The sequence below is a fragment of the Staphylococcus argensis genome (assembly GCF_002902305.1).
Classification (GTDB): Bacteria; Bacillota; Bacilli; order Staphylococcales; family Staphylococcaceae; genus Staphylococcus; species Staphylococcus argensis.
The window spans coordinates 37012-55120 of record NZ_PPPX01000001.1; the positions used below are offsets into that span (position 1 = coordinate 37012).

Below are 18109 nucleotides of genomic sequence, written 5' to 3' on the forward strand. Positions count from 1 at the left end.
GGAAGCTGATTCTCATGATGGTGAGAAACTGTCATGAGAGATAAATAATACAAACAATTTTCTATCGAAGAGGAGAGATTCTATAATGGCTAAAGAAAAATTCGATCGCTCAAAAGAACATGCCAATATCGGAACTATCGGTCACGTTGACCATGGTAAAACAACTTTAACAGCTGCAATCGCAACTGTATTAGCAAAAAATGGTGATACTGTAGCTCAATCTTACGACATGATTGACAACGCTCCAGAAGAAAAAGAACGTGGTATCACAATCAACACTGCTCACATCGAGTACCAAACTGACAAACGTCACTACGCTCACGTTGACTGCCCAGGACACGCTGACTATGTTAAAAACATGATCACTGGTGCAGCTCAAATGGATGGCGGTATCTTAGTTGTATCTGCTGCTGACGGTCCAATGCCACAAACTCGTGAACACATTCTTTTATCACGTAACGTTGGTGTACCAGCACTTGTTGTATTCTTAAACAAAGTTGACCAAGTAGACGACGAAGAATTATTAGAATTAGTTGAAATGGAAGTTCGTGACTTATTAAGCGAATACGACTTCCCTGGTGACGATGTACCAGTAATCGCTGGATCTGCATTAAAAGCATTAGAAGGCGACGAAGAACAAGAAAACAAAATCTTAGAATTAATGCAAGCAGTTGATGACTTCATCCCAACTCCAGACCGTGACTCTGACAAACCATTCATGATGCCAGTTGAGGACGTATTCTCAATCACTGGTCGTGGTACTGTTGCTACAGGCCGTGTTGAACGTGGTCAAATCAAAGTTGGTGAAGAAGTTGAAATCATCGGTATGGCTGATGAGTCTCAAAAAACAACTGTTACTGGTGTAGAAATGTTCCGTAAGTTATTAGACTACGCTGAAGCTGGTGACAACATCGGTGCGTTATTACGTGGTATTGCACGTGAAGACGTTCAACGTGGTCAAGTATTAGCTGCTCCTGGTTCAATCACACCACACACTAAATTCAAAGCTGAAGTTTATGTATTATCTAAAGATGAAGGTGGACGTCACACTCCATTCTTCTCTAACTACCGTCCACAATTCTATTTCCGTACTACTGACGTAACTGGTGTAGTTAACTTACCAGAAGGTACAGAAATGGTTATGCCTGGTGACAACGTTGAAATGGACGTTGAATTAATTTCACCAATCGCTATCGAAGACGGTACTCGTTTCTCTATCCGTGAAGGTGGACGTACTGTAGGTTCAGGCGTTGTAACTGAAATCAAAGAATAATAACGAGTATATATTTTTAGAGCTCCCTTTATGGGGGCTCTTTTTTTTGACCAAACATAACTAAAAAGACCCGGAACGTGATGTTCCGGGTCTTTCTCTTCTCCCTATTATAAGGAAAGTGATGCCTATGAAAGCATTAATCTCATTCTTTAGAAAGGAGACACCACACAGTGGTTCCTACCGAAGAAATGCTACATCTTATGATAGACTTTGAAATGTTAATTCTAGTCTTCATAGGATTAGTTATCTCAATGATTACCATAAAAAAATAAAATCATTCCAACTTTTGTTAGAATGATTTATTGAAATTATTCTAGCCACCGTCTAAAAACGGGCTTATAGGGTGTAAGTGTGTCCGCACTTGCACCTTCTTTAATCTAAAGATAGCACAGTTTCTCGATAAAGTCTATCTTTAAAATGACAAATCATTTCCTATTTACCGGTGATTTCTTCTGCTTTGAAGGAGATAAATGGCACACAGTCATACTACCTTCAAGCAATAGAGAAGCTTCGCTGAACAGTCTTCAACTCATTCGCGACTTAGACTTTGATGTGCTCGTACCGTGGGTTTCTATTAAAGGCGAGAGTCCGGTTTATTTTGTAAAGGATGAAGAGGAGAAACAGAAGAATATTCAATGTATTATAGATCGTGTACGTGATGGCGCAAATAGTTAAATTTCAATTAAAATCACTCCGTTCGAGTGAGATATTGAGTGAATAAAAAAGGAGTGAGATAACGCAAATCGCTAAGATTTTGTTATCCCACTTCTTTACTAATGTAAAAGTATAAAACTATGCTTTCTCATCCTCGAACACATTTTCCAAATCAAGAATCTTTAAGAAAGTACTTAAAGCATATTTCAAAGCTGCCTCATCGATATCGAAATAAGGACTGTGATGCGGATGCATCGTATCTTTCTGCTCGTTACCGCAACCAGTCAAGAAGAACCCACCTGGTTTCACCGTTTGATAGTAAGAGAAGTCCTCGCCAATCATCATTAAATCGCTGTCGTGATAAATCAGATTGAGATCTTGGGCAGCGTGTTTAATCGTTTCATAGCACTCGTGGTCGTTATCAACAGGGAGATAACCTCTAATGTATTCAAAGTCATACGTAATATCATTGGCTACTGCAAGCCCCTGCAATAGTTTCTCCATCTTATATTTAATGTGCGCTTGGATGTCTGTATCAAAGACACGAACCGTTCCACGGCAATATGCAGAGTCTGGAATCACATTATCTGCCGAGCCAGCTTGAACCATACCGAAACTAATCACCGCATGTTTCACAGGGTCAATCGTACGCGTCACGATCTTCTGCGCACTGAGAATAAATTCAGCCATCACAACGACAGGATCAATCGTTTCGTGCGGCTTAGCACCATGCCCGCCACGACCGTGAATTGCGATGTTAAACTCATCCGGAGAAGCCATCATCGCACCAGAGCGAGAATAAATAGTGCCTGTCGGATAGCCAGACCATAAATGATTTCCATAAATACGGTCAATGCCCTCAAGACAGCCGGCTTCAGTCATTTCTTGTGCGCCACCTGGCATCAGTTCTTCACCATGTTGGAAGATGAGCACGACATTACCGTTAAGTTGGTCTTTATGTGCCTCTAGAATTTCAGCTAACGAGAGTAGAATAGCCGTATGACCATCGTGACCACACGTGACTCACACCACTGTTGCGAGACTGGTAGTGTGACTCTCTTGCTTCTTCAATAGGTAACGCATCGAAATCAGCGCGCAAAGCAATTGTCGGACCATCGCCAAGGCCTTTAAACGTCGCTACGATACCATTGCGACCCACAGGCTGTTGTACTTCACATGACAAATCATGCAGCTTACTCAAGATATACTCGTGTGTGTGATATTCTTCAAATGATAACTCTGGATATTGATGCAAGTAACGTCGAGTTTGTATCATTGTCGTTTCATAGTCTCGTGCAAGTTCGAAACAATCTGTCATGTTTATCCTTCTCCTTACTTAATTTCACCTCATTATAACACGATTTGCGCCTCTGCAGTAAGGTCTGAACCCGCCTTTTAAATGTGGTAGTCTTACGTGTAAAATTGACCGAGGTTATCATGATAAAAGCGCTTTCTGAAATGACCGTATTCGCTTTTCACTCAATATAAAATAGGGTATGATAAAGATGAGGTTAGATTTAATATCATGTATAACATACGAAAGGTCAGCGAGTTGAAACATCTCGCGCCTCGACTTTCATGGTTTGTTACACATAACAAAGGAGGACTATGAGTGGTACAATCACTACACGATTTCTTAGATGAAAATCTCAATTACTTGAAGGAGAACGGCTTATACAACGAGGTTGATACAATTGAAGGGGCAAACGGTCCTGAAATTCAAATCGACGGCAAGAAATATATCAACCTATCTTCAAATAACTACTTAGGCTTAGCTACAGACGAAGACTTGAAAGCTGCAGCTAAAGAAGCGATTGACAACCGCGGTGTTGGTGCTGGTGCGGTACGTTCAATCAACGGTACGCTCGACATCCACGACGAACTCGAACAAACACTTGCTGAATTTAAAGGTACAGAAGCAGCAATCGCATACCAATCAGGTTTCAACTGTAACATGGCTGCAATTTCTGCAGTAATGAACAAGAATGATGCGATCTTATCAGATGAGTTAAACCACGCTTCTATCATCGATGGTTGCCGCTTATCTAAAGCGAAGATTATCCGCGTGAACCACTCTGATATGGACGATTTAAGAAAGAAAGCGAAAGAAGCAGTTGAATCAGGCGAGTATAACAAAGTGATGTACATTACTGACGGCGTATTCAGCATGGATGGTGACGTTGCGAAGTTACCAGAAATCGTTGAAATCGCTGAAGAATACGGCTTACTCACTTACGTTGACGATGCGCACGGTTCAGGTGTTATGGGCAACGGCGCTGGTACAGTGAAACATTTCGGCTTACAAGATAAGATCGATTTCCAAATCGGTACATTATCTAAAGCAATCGGTGTTGTCGGCGGTTATGTTGCAGGTAGCCAACAACTCATCGATTGGTTGAAAGCACAATCTCGTCCATTCTTATTCTCAACTTCTCTTGCGCCTGGAGATACGAAAGCAGTTACTGCTGCAGTTAAAAAGCTTATGGCATCAACAGAGCTCCACGACAAACTTTGGGATAACGCGAAATATCTTAAAGAAGGCTTACAAAAACTTGGTTTCGACACTGGTGAATCAGAAACGCCAATTACACCAGTTATTATTGGTGATGAAAAGGATACACAAGAATTCAGTAAACGTCTTAAAGATGAAGGTATCTACGTGAAATCTATCGTCTTCCCAACAGTGCCACGCGGTACAGGACGTGTACGTAATATGCCTACTGCAGCGCATACGAAAGAAATGTTAGACAAAGCATTAGCTGCTTATGAAAAAATCGGAAAAGACATCGGCATTATTAAATAATTATCAAATGTCAAAGACATGAATCATCCCCCGTTCGCCATCTGTAGCGAGCGGGGGATTTGTTGTGCTTTGATTTAGCGTTTCATTTTATCTCGAGCTTCTCTTAACGCTTTACTTTGCATAAATGGAATAACGACCCAAATAATGTGTAGCAATATCGTTAAGATGACGAGAAGGATAGGAATAAAGATTTCCATAATACTGATATCGACGATAAATGAAATAATGATAAATGCTGTGATAAACGGTAATGCACAAACGACGACAGGTACCAATAAGACGAATTGGAATACTTGTGTTGCGAAAGAATTAATTAAGTCTAATCCTATAATTGCTAGGTAGGCTAATGTGATAATAATTAGAAGTACTACCAGCCATCCTTCTGAAATACCATTTTGACTCTCAATATGTTTTTGATATGGCGTTAAAGTAGGTAGAATAAATAAAAACATTGTTGATAGCCATGCTAATATACCAAAGAACACAAACATGATTTTTGAATTATTGCTATTCATCGTAAACGACCTCCATTCATTTCTGTCTTTTCTGGAGTTGAATCGTAAGGTGGACTATCTTTCTTGTATATTACATAGCAAATTAATTTGTTCTCATTAGTAAATATACCCTTTTTCACAATATTAATTCATTATATAGTTTGCCTATAACGATATTTTTATTTGATCATTTTTTGCGATGGTTATGGAAAATAAATGGGGTCTAGGAGAACTTTAATCATCATGAACGGGTTTCTGCTTATCAAGTCAATTAAAGGGGTTGCATTTTACCTGAGAAAGTCTTAAGATGAGTTCGTTAGAATTAATGAGCTATATGAAAATAAATATTTCATAACGACTTAGCAGAAAGAGGGGTGTCAACATGGCTGAATTTAGAGAATTAACCATGGCGGATGAAGAACGTTATTGTGAATATATTAAAGAGTGGATCGATAATGACGAACTCGTTGTCCCACGTGTGACGGACATCGTGAAATACGATGATTTCGAAGACCTTGTGAAATCACTCGAAGCGAATAAGTCGCATGACGAAAGTATCGATAATACAACATACTTCCTCATCGTTGAAGGAACGATCATCGGTGCGGCAAATATTCGTCATGACTTAAACCACAAATTGAAGAAAGTGGGCGGTCATGTTGGCTATGGTGTGCGTCGCAGTTATCGCGGCCAAGGTTATGGAAGTAAGATCTTGAAAAAAGCGCTAGATTATCTATCACGTATTGATGTCAAAGAGGCGTTGGTGACGTGCGAGAAATCGAATACGTCTTCGGCGAAAGTCATCGAGAAGAATGGTGGCGAAGAAATTGAGCCGAGCGTGATGGAAGACGGTACTGAGGTGCGTCGCTTTATTATTGAAATTGCATAAGATGATGTGAAATTGTAGAACCTAATGTGGGCTGAGGCTTGTCATTAGGTTCTTTTTTTGGTAGTGGGACAGCAATCATTGACTTCGCAATGCTGTCTCTACAAAGTGAACTTTGTCATTCCTCATTATCCACTTTGGTCCCTTCGCATTAATTAACCCGATCAGCACTCATCAACTCGCGCAAAATACTTTAAGAGACACCGTAGATACCTGAATTCATATCGTTTTTCACTCTTATGAACCCTACTTTTATTTACGAGGAAAGGTCACGAAATCATAAATTTCTGTCTTTCCTCCTCAAGAAAGCCCTTACATTAAATTAACTATTTACATCCTATCGTGACGGCGTTATGATAATTAGTGAACGAAACGTATCGTTTTATAATGGAAGGAAGAAGGATGTAAGATGTTTGGCATATCACTCGTTAGTTTAATCTTAAGATTTCTAATAGGTGGGCTTGCCGTAGCGGCCGCATCAGTGCTCGCAAAGAAAGTCGGAGGTAAGATCGGTGGCATCATAGCGACAATGCCGGCAGTTTATCTCGCAGCAGTGATTGCGCTTGCGATTGACCATCGTGGACAAACGCTCGTCAACATGTCGATTCACTTAAGTTCAGGAGCGATTCTAGGTATTGTCGCATGTATCGTTACGGTATTTGTGACTGCCTATTATATTAAGAATAAAGGCTTCCAACGCGGAACCGTGTTTGCAGTCTTATTTTGGCTCGTATTATCTTGTGCATTTTTCGGAATCAAACATTTAATGTAAGGAGAGCGAATGTCAGTGAAATCACTCGTCATTAAATTTGTACTCGGTGGTGCAGCAGTTGCCTTGAGCTATATCATATCTATGGTCATACCTTGGAGAGAGTTTGGAGGTATCTTCGCAACGTTCCCAGCAGTTTATCTCGTATCGATGTATCTCTCTGGGTACGAATTCGGCGACAAAGTAGCGATGCACGTGAGTCGTGGTGCAGTCTTTGGTATGATAGGTGTACTAGCCAATATATTAGTGACATGGATCATGTTGACTTACACAGGAATGTGGTTATTGAGCATCATCGTTGGATTTATCGCATGGTTTGTCACTGCAATGATTGTGTTTGAGCTAGTTGAGTTGATAGCACATAGAAGAGGTGGCGCACATGGCAGGGAGACCCAAAGATCCCACGGTTAATCAGAAAGTATTTAACACAATAGATGATATTTTAAGTAAACAACATTATCATGATATGACCGTTGATCAAATTGCGAATCAGTCCGGTGTATCGAAGACGACGATTTATCGACGTTGGTCTGACAAATCCTTTATCATCATCGATATGTTTCTCGAACAGACCGAGACCTACAAACCCCATCCTGTGAGTTTGTATGACGATTTATATCAGTTTCTCATCCACGTGATGCACATCTATAAATCCAATTTAGGCATTGCAGTGATGGAAATCTTGATTAATCAGTATCATAAAGAGGCCAAGATGCGTTTCATGGAGGCTTACTTTAGCGAGAAACGTAGCGTGTTGAAGGACATCATTGAGACGTATACGACGATAGACGATGAAGATTTGTTTATAGATTTAATCTTCTCACCGATTTATTTCAATTTAATTATTAAGCCTGAAGTTTTAGATGAGGCTTATATTGATAAAATGTTACGACTGATATTGAGAATGTACGAACTTTATCATCAACAGTAGTTGCTCTATGTAAAAGTGTTGAGCGTTCTTTAAAAGTTGAGCGTACTTTGTAATAGGAAGACACGCATTTAATAAATGATTATGTATATAATAGTGAGCTGGAGTGTGATTACAGTCATACTTCAGCTTAATTTATATCAATTTGTTATCATAGAGATGAGTTAAATCACTTCTGTTTCAGGGTAGGATATCAGTAAGTGAAGAAGTGAGCATGTGGACTTTGTAGTTTTTAAAAGGAGAAGTTTCACTGAACATTACTGAAGTACATTTTACCCAAACTAAGAGCTAAAAGTGCGTATACATAGAATTTAAGAAGAAAGGGAGAGGAATCGATGAGATATATTAGTGCACAGGACCAACGTGACGTTATGGATATGAAAGAAGTCGTAAAGGTGACAGGACAAGCGTTACAAGCCTACTCAGAAGGAAAGACTGAGATGCCACTCCGATACACATTACCGTTTAACGACGACAACCGCTATTTGGTTATGCCAGCAATTTGTGATGAATTACAGGCGACAGGTGTGAAGATTGTGAGTTTCGTACCGGGCAATCCACAACGCGGTAAGCAAACAATCGAAGGTTCAGTGATGCTGACAGATCATGAAACAGGGGAAACGCTTGCGGTACTCGACGGAGCATTTCTAACTAAGATCAGAACTGGCGCGATTTCAGGTGTCGCAACGCAGTACATGGCACGCGAAGATGCTGACACGTTGTGCGTCATTGGAACAGGCGAGCAAGCAGAAGGATTGATTGAAGCGGTCCTCGCAGTTCGCGATATCAAACGCATTCAATTCTTCAACCGTACGCATGAGAAAGCCGTACGCTTTGCGGAGGAAATGAAAGCACGTTTCGACCATCTCGACACAGAAGTGTTTGAAGATGTGAACGACGCGATGAAAGGCGCTGACGTCGTAGTCACAGCAACGAATTCACCTAAACCTGTGTTTGAAGGAAAATTAGATGCCGGTGTTCATTTAAATGCGGTAGGTTCGTTCAAGCCGGATATGCAAGAACTTCCAAGCGATGTCTTAGCTCACGCTAATAAAGTGGCTGTAGAGTCTAAAAACGCTGCGTTAGAAGAGACAGGAGATTTTATTGAAGCAATGAAAGCTGGCAAATTTGATGAAGCGGATCTTTACGGTGAGCTCGGTCGTATTGTCAGTGGCGAACTTACTGCTCGTGACAATGATGACGAAGTCACTGTCTTTAAATCAGTAGGACTCGCGATTGTAGATATCGTCGTGGCGCAGTATTTCTATGAGAAGTTGGCTGAAGAGAAATAAGGTTGAAATAGTAATGTAGAGAATGAACTGTTATATGAAAGAAATACTAATTTCAACTTCAATACTTTAATAAAGGGATTTTGTGATTAATGAGAGTTGTTTCGTTAATACTGTTAATTATTGCTATTTTAGTTAAATTCGATATCGTTCATTTATCTTACATTAGCGATATGACCATAAAGTATATCTTTTTATTTGCTATTGGGCTATTCGTCTACGCATTTGTAAAACCACATATAGACATCATCTTCTCGAATAAGAAAAAGGTGAGTAGTGAATTGATTCAAAGAACTGTGCCTGAATTAAAGGGTGAAGAAATCGATATTTTATCTGCAGATGTGCCATACAAAGCTAATTTATTCGCTTTGAAGAAAAGAAAATCTGTGATAATTATCGATAATCGTATTCTTAGCCAACTGTCTGACAAAGAGTTGCGATTCTTTATCATGCATGAGTACAGTCATATTAAAGATAATGATCCCTTAAAAATGCAGTTAGCTTCTCTGAGTGCTATTGCATTAATACCACTCATCGTTTCAATATTATTAGATATTTTCTCCTTACCAAACAATGCTATAGCTATTACTGCTTTCGTTGTGATATTCGTTATAATTTACCTTTCAGGTTTAGCGGGGGCTTTTAAGTATAAAAGACATATCGAGTTGAAATGTGATGCTTATGGAGCTAAATACGTTGATAAAGAGGATATCGAGAGTGCATTTCATCAATTAGTTAAATTAGAACCCATTAATAATAAAAAACGAAGCGCCTTATCTTCTCATCCTAGTGTAAATGAGCGTTTGAAGAATTTAGGTATTGTTCCTGAAGATGAGGGGAAGAATTAAAGGTATAGATTATAATAATAAGCTAGTCAGTCAAAAAAGTATATGACGGATTGTAATATTAAGTGCAACACCCAAAAATTTCATAAAAAATGCCCATAATTGGCATTTGTTGTAAGATGTTAGTAACCATAAAAACAAATACAAGGTAGTGCCAATATGAGCTATTTACATCTTACTATATATGAGCGTTCAAGTATAGAGACACTAAGAAAAGAAAACTATTCTATGAGAGCTATCGCTAAGCACTTAAACCGTTAAGTTTCTATAATATCTCGTGAGATTAAGCGTAATATGACGGAAGAAGGCTATTCCGCACCTACAGAACAAACGCAATATAAAGCGAATAAAAGACGTTGTGGTCGTCCTTTGAAACTGAACGAAACGCTATCGCAGTTCATTCAATATTATTTGAAATTACACTGGTCGCAGAACAGATTGTGGGGCGCCTACTTCCAAATCAAGTTTCTTTCAAATCCATCTATAGATGGATTAACTCTAACTTACTGAAAGTGAATATGTTTCCTTATCTCAGACAGAAAGGAAAGAGGCAACGCCCAAAAGAAGTGCGAGTTCGATTTAAAGTAGGCAAGACCATCTCACAACGGCCGAAAGAGATTAAAAATCGTCAAGAGTTCGGTCGTTGGGAAGCAGATACGGTCGTTTCAAGTCAAGTGAAAAGTAAGGGTTGTATCGCTACTTTTGCAGAAAGAAAGTCATGCTATTATTTCTGTTGCCTAATCCTTGATTGTTCTTCTCACTCTATGAAAGAAGCGATGTATCAGCTTATTCACACGTTCTCTGAAAGTGCTTTAAAGACAATTACTGTAGACCGTGGTAAAGAATTTTCGTGCTATAAAGGTATTGAATCTCAATTTAATGTTGATATTTACTTCGCTGGCCCTTATTCTGCGTGGCAAAGAGGCACAAATGAAAACTCAAACGGTTTACTTAGGGGATTCTTCCCTCAAAGAACAGACTTAGCTAAAGTAACTCAAGAAGAATTAAACTATGCTTTGAACGTAATTAATCATAGACCTAGAAAGTGTCTTAATTGGGACACTCTATGTGAAATTTTAAACTTAGAAGTATTGCGCTTAAATTGACAAATTCATCGAATATAAAAAATGCACTAAACAACAAAATAAAGTTGCTTAGTGCGTTTGACACTCACTAACCGCAATTGGCAAGGAGTTTAAAATATGGTCAGTAATTTGAATCACTGACCGTTAGATATCTCTATTGATTTTGCATCATTTGTTGACCTAAACTAGTCATACCAGCCATCAATAGGCCGAAACCTATTAAAACAATTAAGGCAACAATCGCCCAAATAATTGATGACTTTTTAGAAAGTCTAGCTGTAAAGAAGTAATATAAACCAATTACATAAGCTGCTAGGAAAGACTGTAAATTGATTGCAGCTAAGTATAAGTTTCCTTTATTAAATATATTAAGACTTGAAATATCATATTCTGCCATATTGATTCCTGCAATTGCTTGGATTGCTGCTACAATTAATGCAAAGGTTTTAACTATAAGACTATAAGATAGTGCTGCAGAAAAAACACTTAAACCTGAAACATTTGATTTCATAATCTTAGATATAATTAAAAAGAGTAAAAACGCGATTAATACTTGCCAGATAAAGCCATTAATTGCTCCACCTATAACTTTACCCCAAGAGAATTGAGTTTGAGCGTCTATGTCCTTTTGATCGAGCCCCATTTTTTTAAGTATTTCAGACTGATCCATAGCGATTTGCGTAAACCAACTTGCAAAAAATGAAACAATAATTAAAGCGATTAACTTAACCAACCACTTCGGATTCTCTCTTAACTTAGCGAAATGATCGGCAAAGGGTAATTTCGAATTCTCCATGAACTAAGTCCTCCTCAATATGTAATCACTTTCACATTAACATTAAAAGCAATCCATTGGAATATAATAATGGAATTTTATCAATAAAAGATATGAAATAGTTTACTTTATTCGACTACAACAATAAACACAAGATATTTTTAATAATCAATTTCGTAAAATTCCCGAAGAATAGTTTTTTTACAACTGTATATATACTATAATCACAGTTGAAAAATCTTAAGGGAGGAGTTACAACGTGAAGAACAAATGGTTATGGATTATTATTGCTATTATCATCGTGGTATTGCTAGGTATTGCTTTAATACTCAAACAGGTGAGTGGTAATAGCTCCAAAGATGATAGCAGTAAAGGTTACGATACATACAAGATGAAACATGAAGATGCGTTACATCTTGAAGGAAAGGCTGCCCCTAATGCAGTGAAGACATATACGAATAACAGCCAGATTGGTACTTTTACTAATGTGCAAGTGAAAGATGGCCAAGAGGTGAAACAAGGTGATCCGCTCATCAACTACGATACGAACCAAGGTAAGCGTCAACAGCTTGCGGACAAAGTAGATGACGCGCAAAGTGCGGTAAACGACGACTATCAGAAGATTAATCAAGAACCTAACAACAATGATTTACAGAAGAAATTGAACCAAGACCAAAGTGCGCTGAACGAAGCACAACAACAATTGTCTAAACATGATAAGCAAGTGAATGACAGTACGTATGCGTCATTTGATGGTAAAGTCGACATCAAGAGCAAGAACGATGCAAGTGAAGGTCAACCGATCTTGAAGTTAATCTCTACTGAACCGCAATTGAAGTCAACCGTTTCTGAATTTGATCTGGATAAGATTAAAGAAGGCGACAAAGTCAATGTTAAAGTCGATAATAACGGTAAGACAGGTAAAGGTAAGATTACGAAGATTAGTGAATTGCCGACAAGCTACGATAAGTCTGATTCTGCAGGAGAATCTGCTGGTGGCGAAGGTGAAGGCGCTAGCGGTAATCCAGTAGATAACGACCCTAGTGGCGGTAGCTCTAACAATTCATCTAAATATTCAGTGATGATTGGCGACATCGATATTCCGGTCAGAGCTGGCTTCTCAATGCAAGCGGATGTGCCGCTTAAGACGATGAAATTACCTGAATCTGCGTTGACGAAAGATGACAAAGTCTTTGTTGTCGATAAACATCACAAAGTGCATAAACGCGACATCCAAGTGAATAAAGCGAACGGCCAAGTTTATGTGAAGAAAGGCTTGAAACCAGGCGACAAAGTCTTGAAAGATCCTAAGAAAACTTTAAATGATGGAGACAAAGTTGAGGTGTCATCATGATTGAACTCAAAGATATCAATCGTTCTTTCAAGAATGGCGATCAAACCAATCACATCTTGAAAGATATCAGCCTCAATGTGCACGAAGGTAAGTTTGTAGCGATTATGGGTCCTTCTGGTTCCGGTAAAAGTACGCTCATCAACATATTAGGATTTATCGATCGTGGTTATGAAGGTGACTATCAGTTTAAAGGTGAAAGTTTTAAAAAGACGTCAGATAACCGTCTGGCTGAAATTCGAAATAAGACAGTCGGGTTCGTCTTTCAAAACTTTAAGCTGATTCAGAACAACACCATCTTGGAGAATGTGAGTATCCCGCTCGTTTACGCTGGGCTCTCATCCCAAGAACGTAAGAAGCGTGTGATGGACAAACTTCATCAAGTTGGGCTTTATGACAAAGAGAATCACATCCCCAACAAGTTATCCGGAGGACAGCAACAGCGTGTAGCTATCGCGCGTGCGGTGATCAATGATCCTGAGTTCATCATTGCCGATGAGCCTACAGGTGCGCTTGACCAGAAGACTTCCGAAGATATTATTGATCTGTTTGAAGAGCTTAACAAAGAACTCAATACGACCATTATCGTAGTAACACACGAACGAGAAGTGGCTGAGAAAGCAGATCGTATCATCCATATTCTCGATGGTCGTATTCAGGAAGAAGAGGTGATGACATGAATAACTTATCGAACATCATCGCCGTTTCTTTTAAATCCATTATGAAGAATAAACGTCGTAACATTCTAACGATTATTGGTATTGTCATCGGTATCGCTGCTGTAATGACGATCATGTTCTTAGGTAATGGTTTTAAGCACACAGCTAATAAAGAATTTGAGGACACAGGCGCAGGTAAACATTCAGCAACCATCATGTATATGCCGAACTCGATGGATAGTAAGACGAAACCTTTTACTAATGAAGATTTACAAACAGCTAAACAAGTAGAAGGTGTGAAGTCAGCTAAAGTTAAAGAAGATGACGAGATGGGTTATAATGCGAAACTCACGAACTCTAATAAAAATGGTGATCTTAGTGTCTTCAAAGAGAAAAGCCAAACTAACACAGATGAAGGTAAAGGTTTCACTGAAGATGCGAATGACACGAATGATAAAGTCGTCGTTATCGACCATAAGTTGGCGAAAGACGTCTTCCATAATGATGCGATAGGTAAGACACTGTTCATCGATAACCAAGGGTTTAAAGTTGTAGGTATTGCGGATAAAGGTGGAGGCATGTTCGGTGGCGGCGATAATGCCGTTCAAATGCCAACGGGTACGTTCAAAGCCTATATGAAGAATTTATCTACAGACATGCCACAACTTCAATTGAAACTGACAGATGATGCGAATAAGAAAGATGTAGCCAAAAAAGTTGAGAAACAGCTTAACAAGAAAGGTACAGCATCAGATAAAGGTCAATATTCTTATTCTGATATGGAAAGTAGCATGAAACAAATTAACAAAATCTTCGACGGCATTACGTACTTCGTAGCAGCAGTAGCAGGTATTTCACTCTTCATCGCGGGTATCGGCGTGATGAACGTGATGTACATTTCTGTGGCTGAACGAACGGAAGAAATCGCGATTCGTCGTGCGTTCGGTGCGAAAAGTCGAGATATTGAAATTCAGTTTCTTATCGAAAGTGTTGTACTTTGTCTACTCGGTGGAATTATTGGACTGATACTCGGTATCTTGTTCTCATTCCTCGTCGATGCGGTAACACCTAGTTATGTTTCAACGATGATTTCCTTTGGCCCTGTGATTATCGCAGTTGGTGTATCTACATTAATCGGAGTGGTCTTCGGTTGGGTACCTGCGCGTGCCGCAGCGAAGAAGGAACTCATCGATATTATCAAGTAAGTATAGTGGAATCTGGGCCTCACTTTCAGTGGGCGTCCAGATTTTCTTAATGAAATTTGAAGTTTGGGAGGTAAAGTGATTGCGATTTTTAGCTTCTTTCTTTGGGACGTTAGCCTCGATAGGCGGTATGATCTTCTTTATTAACTTTCTTCTTCATTTATATGATAATTGGCAAGGAACGCATTTAGCCTTTTTAAGTCATCTACCCTACGGTAAGACGAGTATTATCGTAGGAGTGATTGTGTGTGGAGTTTTGGGCTCTATTTTTGAAGGTGATGACGATGAAGAAGATGAAGAGACTGAGAGTGATAGTAAAAGGGATTAACTGTGGAAGTGGTTGTTTTTTACTTTTAAATAGATAAGTTAATCGCTTAGCAACCAAAGCCTTGCTAATATAATAGAAGAAACACGATATAAATAAGCGGAGAACCCTAGTCAGATAGGGATTCTCCGCTTTACTTTACGATTCAACACTGACTTTTCCGTTATGATAGTGCACCGTGGCACCTTCCTGCACTTTATCGTAATCTTTCTTAGGTAAGGCTATCAAACGTTTAACCTGCTTGGTTTGAACGGTTACCGTATGCAAGGTTTCGCCTTTCTTCATTTGTTTACGCAACATATCTTTCTGTTGCTGGATAGAAAGTGTTGCAGATTGCTTCTTCTTATGCTCATCTCTGTTATTCACAATGGCGTAATAGAAGAGCCAGTTATTGTAAAAGCTCGTGCCCATAAATTGATTATGATAGGGTATTGAATCTTGATAGCGTCGTGGCGGTGGTGTTAAAGACTTCGTGCGGTTTAATGAAGCTCTCGCACGTTGGCGACTTGCTGCTGAACCTTTCTGACTCGCACTTCGGGAAGCGTTGCGACTCGCTTGCCGTGCACTTTGACGACTCGCGTTAATCGCACTTTGACGCGCCATTGAAGATGAGTTAGTAGAACTTGTTGACGAACTACGTGCACCACTACTACTAGAAGAAGCACTACTACTAGAGCTTGAACTAGAGCTGCCTCCTGAACTTCCACCAGTACTTCCCGCTGCGTTTGCCCATTGCGGCGTAGTCAATCCAATCGCAAGTACTGAGATTATTGCAGTTTGTCCGATACGTTTGATGATTTTCATTCTCTATCACCTCACTTACTTCTTAACGTCGCTTTTATCTTCTACTTTACCGCTGAAATCATCGTCGCCATAAGTCATGTACGGTGGACGATAAATAAAGAACTTCTTACCGTCTTTAACGACATGCGGTTTCTCATCACCGTCATCAATGATGTGCTCATAAACGTGATCGAGCGATGGGTGGTAATGTTTAACTTTAGAAGAGCCGTTCTCTTTATAAGCGACATCTGTCTTCGCATCTTCAGCGTCACCATTGTTTAAGACTTCGTAGTAAACGAGATCGTAAGTATTGTTTTTACTTGCATCTGAACTTGGCTTCTTTGAACCCTTATCGCTATCCTCACAGGCACTTAAGAATACTGTGGTGCTGAGCACGAGTGTGAGAATCATTAAAATGCTTTTTTTCATAAAACATATAACTCCTTTGTATTATATTCATTATTTAACATATCGTAATTGAATTGAGATATGTAGGAGATTCTGAAATCTGAGATTAAATATAAATATTAGTTATTTCCTGAGTGGGATGACCAAATATTATCTAAATGCGTAAAATTCTCCCCTCTGATTTCCCAAGTGCCTTTTACCATACATATCGCCTGCTGAAATTAGCGAGATTAGAGTAAATGCAACCAGGGAATTTATAACTATAATCGTAATACTAGAGGAGGATGAACCTATGGACAATAAACAGTTAGGTAACTCAGGCTTGAGAGTGTCTCAATATGCATTAGGCTCAGTGCCATTCTCAGGTACGAATGGCTTCGAGAATGCTGGGGGTATTTCAAAGAAAGAACTCAATTACATGATTGACTATGCAATTGACCAAGGTATCAATCAATTTGATACAGCAAATTTATACGCAGAGGGAGATGCTGAGCTCGCGTTAGGTAAGGCGATTCGCAACCACCGTGACGAGATGGTGATTAGTTCGAAGACAGGTTTCCCACTATCCGATAATCCTAATTTCCAAGGTGGAACGCGTTCAAATATTGAGAAGTCAATCGATGAGTCACTACAAAGATTAGGAACTGACCATATTGATTTATACTATATGCATTTATGGGATGGTAATGTTCCAGTTGAAGAAACCATTCAAGCGATGAATGATTTAATACAGAAAGGCAAGATTCGTTATTGGGGCGTTTCGAATTACAGTGCTTGGTCACTGGCGCAAACGGTAACGAAAGCGACAGAGAACAACATGGCGCCTCCTGTAGCTCAACAAATTTATTATACACCAGAAGCGAGAGAAGCGGAATATGAGTTGCTTCCGGCTGCCCGTGAGCTCGGTGTGGGTAATAGTATTTGGTCTCCACTTGGCGAAGGGCTCTTAACTGGTAAGATTACTCGCGATAATAAACAAGGTCAACCCGGTACGCGTCAAGGTGACGGTTGGGCAGAGCCTTATGTTAAAGATTACAATTTATTATATAACTTAGTTGACGTTCTTCAAGAAATTGCGAACCATCACCAAGTATCGGTGCCTCAAGTTACTTTAGCGTGGTTGAGAGAGCGTCCGAATGTAGATTCACTTGTCTTAGCCGCACGCAATAAAGAGCAACTTATCGATAATATTGCTTCTTATCAATTACAGTTGACGAAAGATGAGCAGGATAAGATTACTGAGCTTACACAACCAGAACCATTATATCCGCATTGGCATCGTGCGATGAATTCAGCAGAACTTGGTTCTCCTGCTGAGCAAGCGTACTTGAAAGAGTTTGGAGATTTAATGAAGCGTAAGCAACAGAAATAATGAACTTTTATTTGTCAAAATGATTGATTTAAATAATATTTTGTTTTTATTTGACGCTTTCCCTTGGGGAGGGGGGAGAAGCACAGAAATCTATGATTTCGTTGTGCTTCCCCCACAAGGATGGCTAGAGTTCAAAGCAACGAAAGTTATTTTGAATTCAGCCATCTACTGTGAGCATTCAACTAATTTCTTTTGCTTAGAAAGCTCA

General features: G+C 39.4%; 17 protein-coding genes and 3 pseudogenes. 15 read left to right on the forward strand and 5 right to left on the reverse strand.

What is annotated here, in order from left to right; all coding sequences use genetic code 11:
• Nucleotides 1–85 precede the first annotated feature (85 nt).
• Entirely contained in the window at nucleotides 86–1273 is a 1188-nt protein-coding gene (gene tuf, locus CD039_RS00165) for an elongation factor Tu (protein ID WP_002471493.1), read from the forward strand.
• 423 nt (nucleotides 1274–1696) lie between these two features.
• A pseudogene (locus CD039_RS00170) lies at nucleotides 1697–1948 on the forward strand (MBL fold metallo-hydrolase); the annotation flags it as partial.
• Between the two features lie 117 nt (nucleotides 1949–2065).
• Here CD039_RS00170 and CD039_RS00175 read toward each other — a convergent pair.
• A pseudogene (locus CD039_RS00175) lies at nucleotides 2066–3245 on the reverse strand (amidohydrolase).
• Nucleotides 3246–3539: 294 nt separating this feature from the next.
• On the opposite strand from CD039_RS00175, the gene CD039_RS00180 reads away from it, so the two are divergent.
• The gene (locus CD039_RS00180) at nucleotides 3540–4730 is read left to right on the forward strand and encodes a glycine C-acetyltransferase (RefSeq protein WP_103370644.1); all 1191 of its coding nucleotides are present in this window, start codon (nucleotides 3540–3542) and stop codon (nucleotides 4728–4730) included.
• 74 nt (nucleotides 4731–4804) lie between these two features.
• Here the strand turns inward: CD039_RS00180 and CD039_RS00185 are convergent, their stop codons facing one another.
• The gene (locus CD039_RS00185; protein ID WP_103370645.1) at nucleotides 4805–5245 is read right to left on the reverse strand and encodes a hypothetical protein; all 441 of its coding nucleotides are present in this window, start codon (nucleotides 5243–5245) and stop codon (nucleotides 4805–4807) included.
• A gap of 361 nt (nucleotides 5246–5606) precedes the next feature.
• Here CD039_RS00185 and CD039_RS00190 point away from each other — a divergent pair, with 361 nt between their 5' ends.
• From CD039_RS00190 to CD039_RS00220, 7 genes and pseudogenes are all read left to right on the forward strand, one after another.
• The gene (locus CD039_RS00190; RefSeq protein WP_002471470.1) at nucleotides 5607–6113 is read left to right on the forward strand and encodes a GNAT family N-acetyltransferase; all 507 of its coding nucleotides are present in this window, start codon (nucleotides 5607–5609) and stop codon (nucleotides 6111–6113) included.
• A 406-nt stretch (nucleotides 6114–6519) separates the two neighbouring features.
• On the forward strand, nucleotides 6520–6882 hold the full coding sequence (locus tag CD039_RS00195) for a DUF3147 family protein (RefSeq protein ID WP_002471490.1): 363 nt from the start codon (nucleotides 6520–6522) through the stop codon (nucleotides 6880–6882).
• A gap of 15 nt (nucleotides 6883–6897) precedes the next feature.
• Nucleotides 6898–7290, forward strand: a complete 393-nt coding sequence (locus CD039_RS00200) for a DUF3147 family protein (protein ID WP_040806280.1) — start codon at nucleotides 6898–6900, stop codon at nucleotides 7288–7290.
• On the forward strand, nucleotides 7259–7810 hold the full coding sequence (locus CD039_RS00205) for a TetR/AcrR family transcriptional regulator (RefSeq protein WP_103370646.1): 552 nt from the start codon (nucleotides 7259–7261) through the stop codon (nucleotides 7808–7810). Before CD039_RS00200 ends, CD039_RS00205 begins: the two co-directional genes overlap by 32 nt.
• 332 nt (nucleotides 7811–8142) lie before the next feature.
• On the forward strand, nucleotides 8143–9099 hold the full coding sequence (locus tag CD039_RS00210; protein WP_103370647.1) for an ornithine cyclodeaminase family protein: 957 nt from the start codon (nucleotides 8143–8145) through the stop codon (nucleotides 9097–9099).
• A gap of 278 nt (nucleotides 9100–9377) precedes the next feature.
• Nucleotides 9378–9944 (forward strand): M48 family metallopeptidase, encoded by a 567-nt coding sequence (locus CD039_RS00215; protein ID WP_167386211.1) that lies wholly within the window; start codon nucleotides 9378–9380, stop codon nucleotides 9942–9944.
• A 156-nt stretch (nucleotides 9945–10100) separates the two neighbouring features.
• A pseudogene (locus CD039_RS00220) lies at nucleotides 10101–11047 on the forward strand (IS30 family transposase).
• A 133-nt stretch (nucleotides 11048–11180) separates the two neighbouring features.
• Here CD039_RS00220 and CD039_RS00225 read toward each other — a convergent pair.
• Entirely contained in the window at nucleotides 11181–11822 is a 642-nt protein-coding gene (locus CD039_RS00225; RefSeq protein WP_103370649.1) for a YIP1 family protein, read from the reverse strand.
• 238 nt (nucleotides 11823–12060) lie between these two features.
• On the opposite strand from CD039_RS00225, the gene CD039_RS00230 reads away from it, so the two are divergent.
• From CD039_RS00230 to CD039_RS00245, 4 genes are all read left to right on the forward strand, one after another.
• Nucleotides 12061–13155 carry an efflux RND transporter periplasmic adaptor subunit gene (locus tag CD039_RS00230; RefSeq protein ID WP_103370650.1) on the forward strand — a complete coding sequence of 365 codons (1095 nt, stop codon included), beginning with the start codon at nucleotides 12061–12063 and terminating at the stop codon, nucleotides 13153–13155.
• On the forward strand, nucleotides 13152–13832 hold the full coding sequence (locus CD039_RS00235; protein WP_103370651.1) for an ABC transporter ATP-binding protein: 681 nt from the start codon (nucleotides 13152–13154) through the stop codon (nucleotides 13830–13832). The genes CD039_RS00230 and CD039_RS00235 overlap by 4 nt, the downstream gene beginning before the upstream one ends.
• A complete protein-coding gene (locus tag CD039_RS00240; protein ID WP_103370652.1) occupies nucleotides 13829–15016 on the forward strand; it encodes an ABC transporter permease in 1188 nt (395 codons plus the stop codon). Before CD039_RS00235 ends, CD039_RS00240 begins: the two co-directional genes overlap by 4 nt.
• A gap of 79 nt (nucleotides 15017–15095) precedes the next feature.
• Complete coding sequence (locus CD039_RS00245) at nucleotides 15096–15341, forward strand: hypothetical protein (protein WP_103370653.1); 246 nt, start codon at nucleotides 15096–15098, stop codon at nucleotides 15339–15341.
• A 135-nt stretch (nucleotides 15342–15476) separates the two neighbouring features.
• On the opposite strand, the gene CD039_RS00250 is transcribed toward CD039_RS00245, so the two are convergent.
• Both CD039_RS00250 and CD039_RS00255 read right to left on the reverse strand, forming a co-directional pair.
• On the reverse strand, nucleotides 15477–16142 hold the full coding sequence (locus tag CD039_RS00250) for a hypothetical protein (protein ID WP_103370654.1): 666 nt from the start codon (nucleotides 16140–16142) through the stop codon (nucleotides 15477–15479).
• A 15-nt stretch (nucleotides 16143–16157) separates the two neighbouring features.
• Nucleotides 16158–16550, reverse strand: a complete 393-nt coding sequence (locus CD039_RS00255; protein ID WP_103370655.1) for a hypothetical protein — start codon at nucleotides 16548–16550, stop codon at nucleotides 16158–16160.
• Between the two features lie 271 nt (nucleotides 16551–16821).
• On the opposite strand from CD039_RS00255, the gene CD039_RS00260 reads away from it, so the two are divergent.
• Entirely contained in the window at nucleotides 16822–17901 is a 1080-nt protein-coding gene (locus CD039_RS00260) for an aldo/keto reductase (protein WP_103370656.1), read from the forward strand.
• Nucleotides 17902–18109 lie beyond the last annotated feature (208 nt).

Excerpts from the sequence above, each read along its gene's own strand:
- tuf (WP_002471493.1), top strand. The coding sequence starts at position 86 with ATGGCTAAAGAAAAATTCGATCGCTCAAAAGAACATGCCAATATCGGA.
- CD039_RS00195 (WP_002471490.1), top strand. The coding sequence starts at position 6,520 with ATGTTTGGCATATCACTCGTTAGTTTAATCTTAAGATTTCTAATAGGT.
- CD039_RS00260 (WP_103370656.1), top strand. The coding sequence starts at position 16,822 with ATGGACAATAAACAGTTAGGTAACTCAGGCTTGAGAGTGTCTCAATAT.
- CD039_RS00185 (WP_103370645.1), bottom strand. The coding sequence starts at position 5,245 with ATGAATAGCAATAATTCAAAAATCATGTTTGTGTTCTTTGGTATATTA.
- CD039_RS00250 (WP_103370654.1), bottom strand. The coding sequence starts at position 16,142 with ATGAAAATCATCAAACGTATCGGACAAACTGCAATAATCTCAGTACTT.
- CD039_RS00235 (WP_103370651.1), top strand. The coding sequence starts at position 13,152 with ATGATTGAACTCAAAGATATCAATCGTTCTTTCAAGAATGGCGATCAA.
- CD039_RS00255 (WP_103370655.1), bottom strand. The coding sequence starts at position 16,550 with ATGAAAAAAAGCATTTTAATGATTCTCACACTCGTGCTCAGCACCACA.
- CD039_RS00240 (WP_103370652.1), top strand. The coding sequence starts at position 13,829 with ATGAATAACTTATCGAACATCATCGCCGTTTCTTTTAAATCCATTATG.
- CD039_RS00225 (WP_103370649.1), bottom strand. The coding sequence starts at position 11,822 with ATGGAGAATTCGAAATTACCCTTTGCCGATCATTTCGCTAAGTTAAGA.
- CD039_RS00205 (WP_103370646.1), top strand. The coding sequence starts at position 7,259 with ATGGCAGGGAGACCCAAAGATCCCACGGTTAATCAGAAAGTATTTAAC.
- CD039_RS00190 (WP_002471470.1), top strand. The coding sequence starts at position 5,607 with ATGGCTGAATTTAGAGAATTAACCATGGCGGATGAAGAACGTTATTGT.
- CD039_RS00210 (WP_103370647.1), top strand. The coding sequence starts at position 8,143 with ATGAGATATATTAGTGCACAGGACCAACGTGACGTTATGGATATGAAA.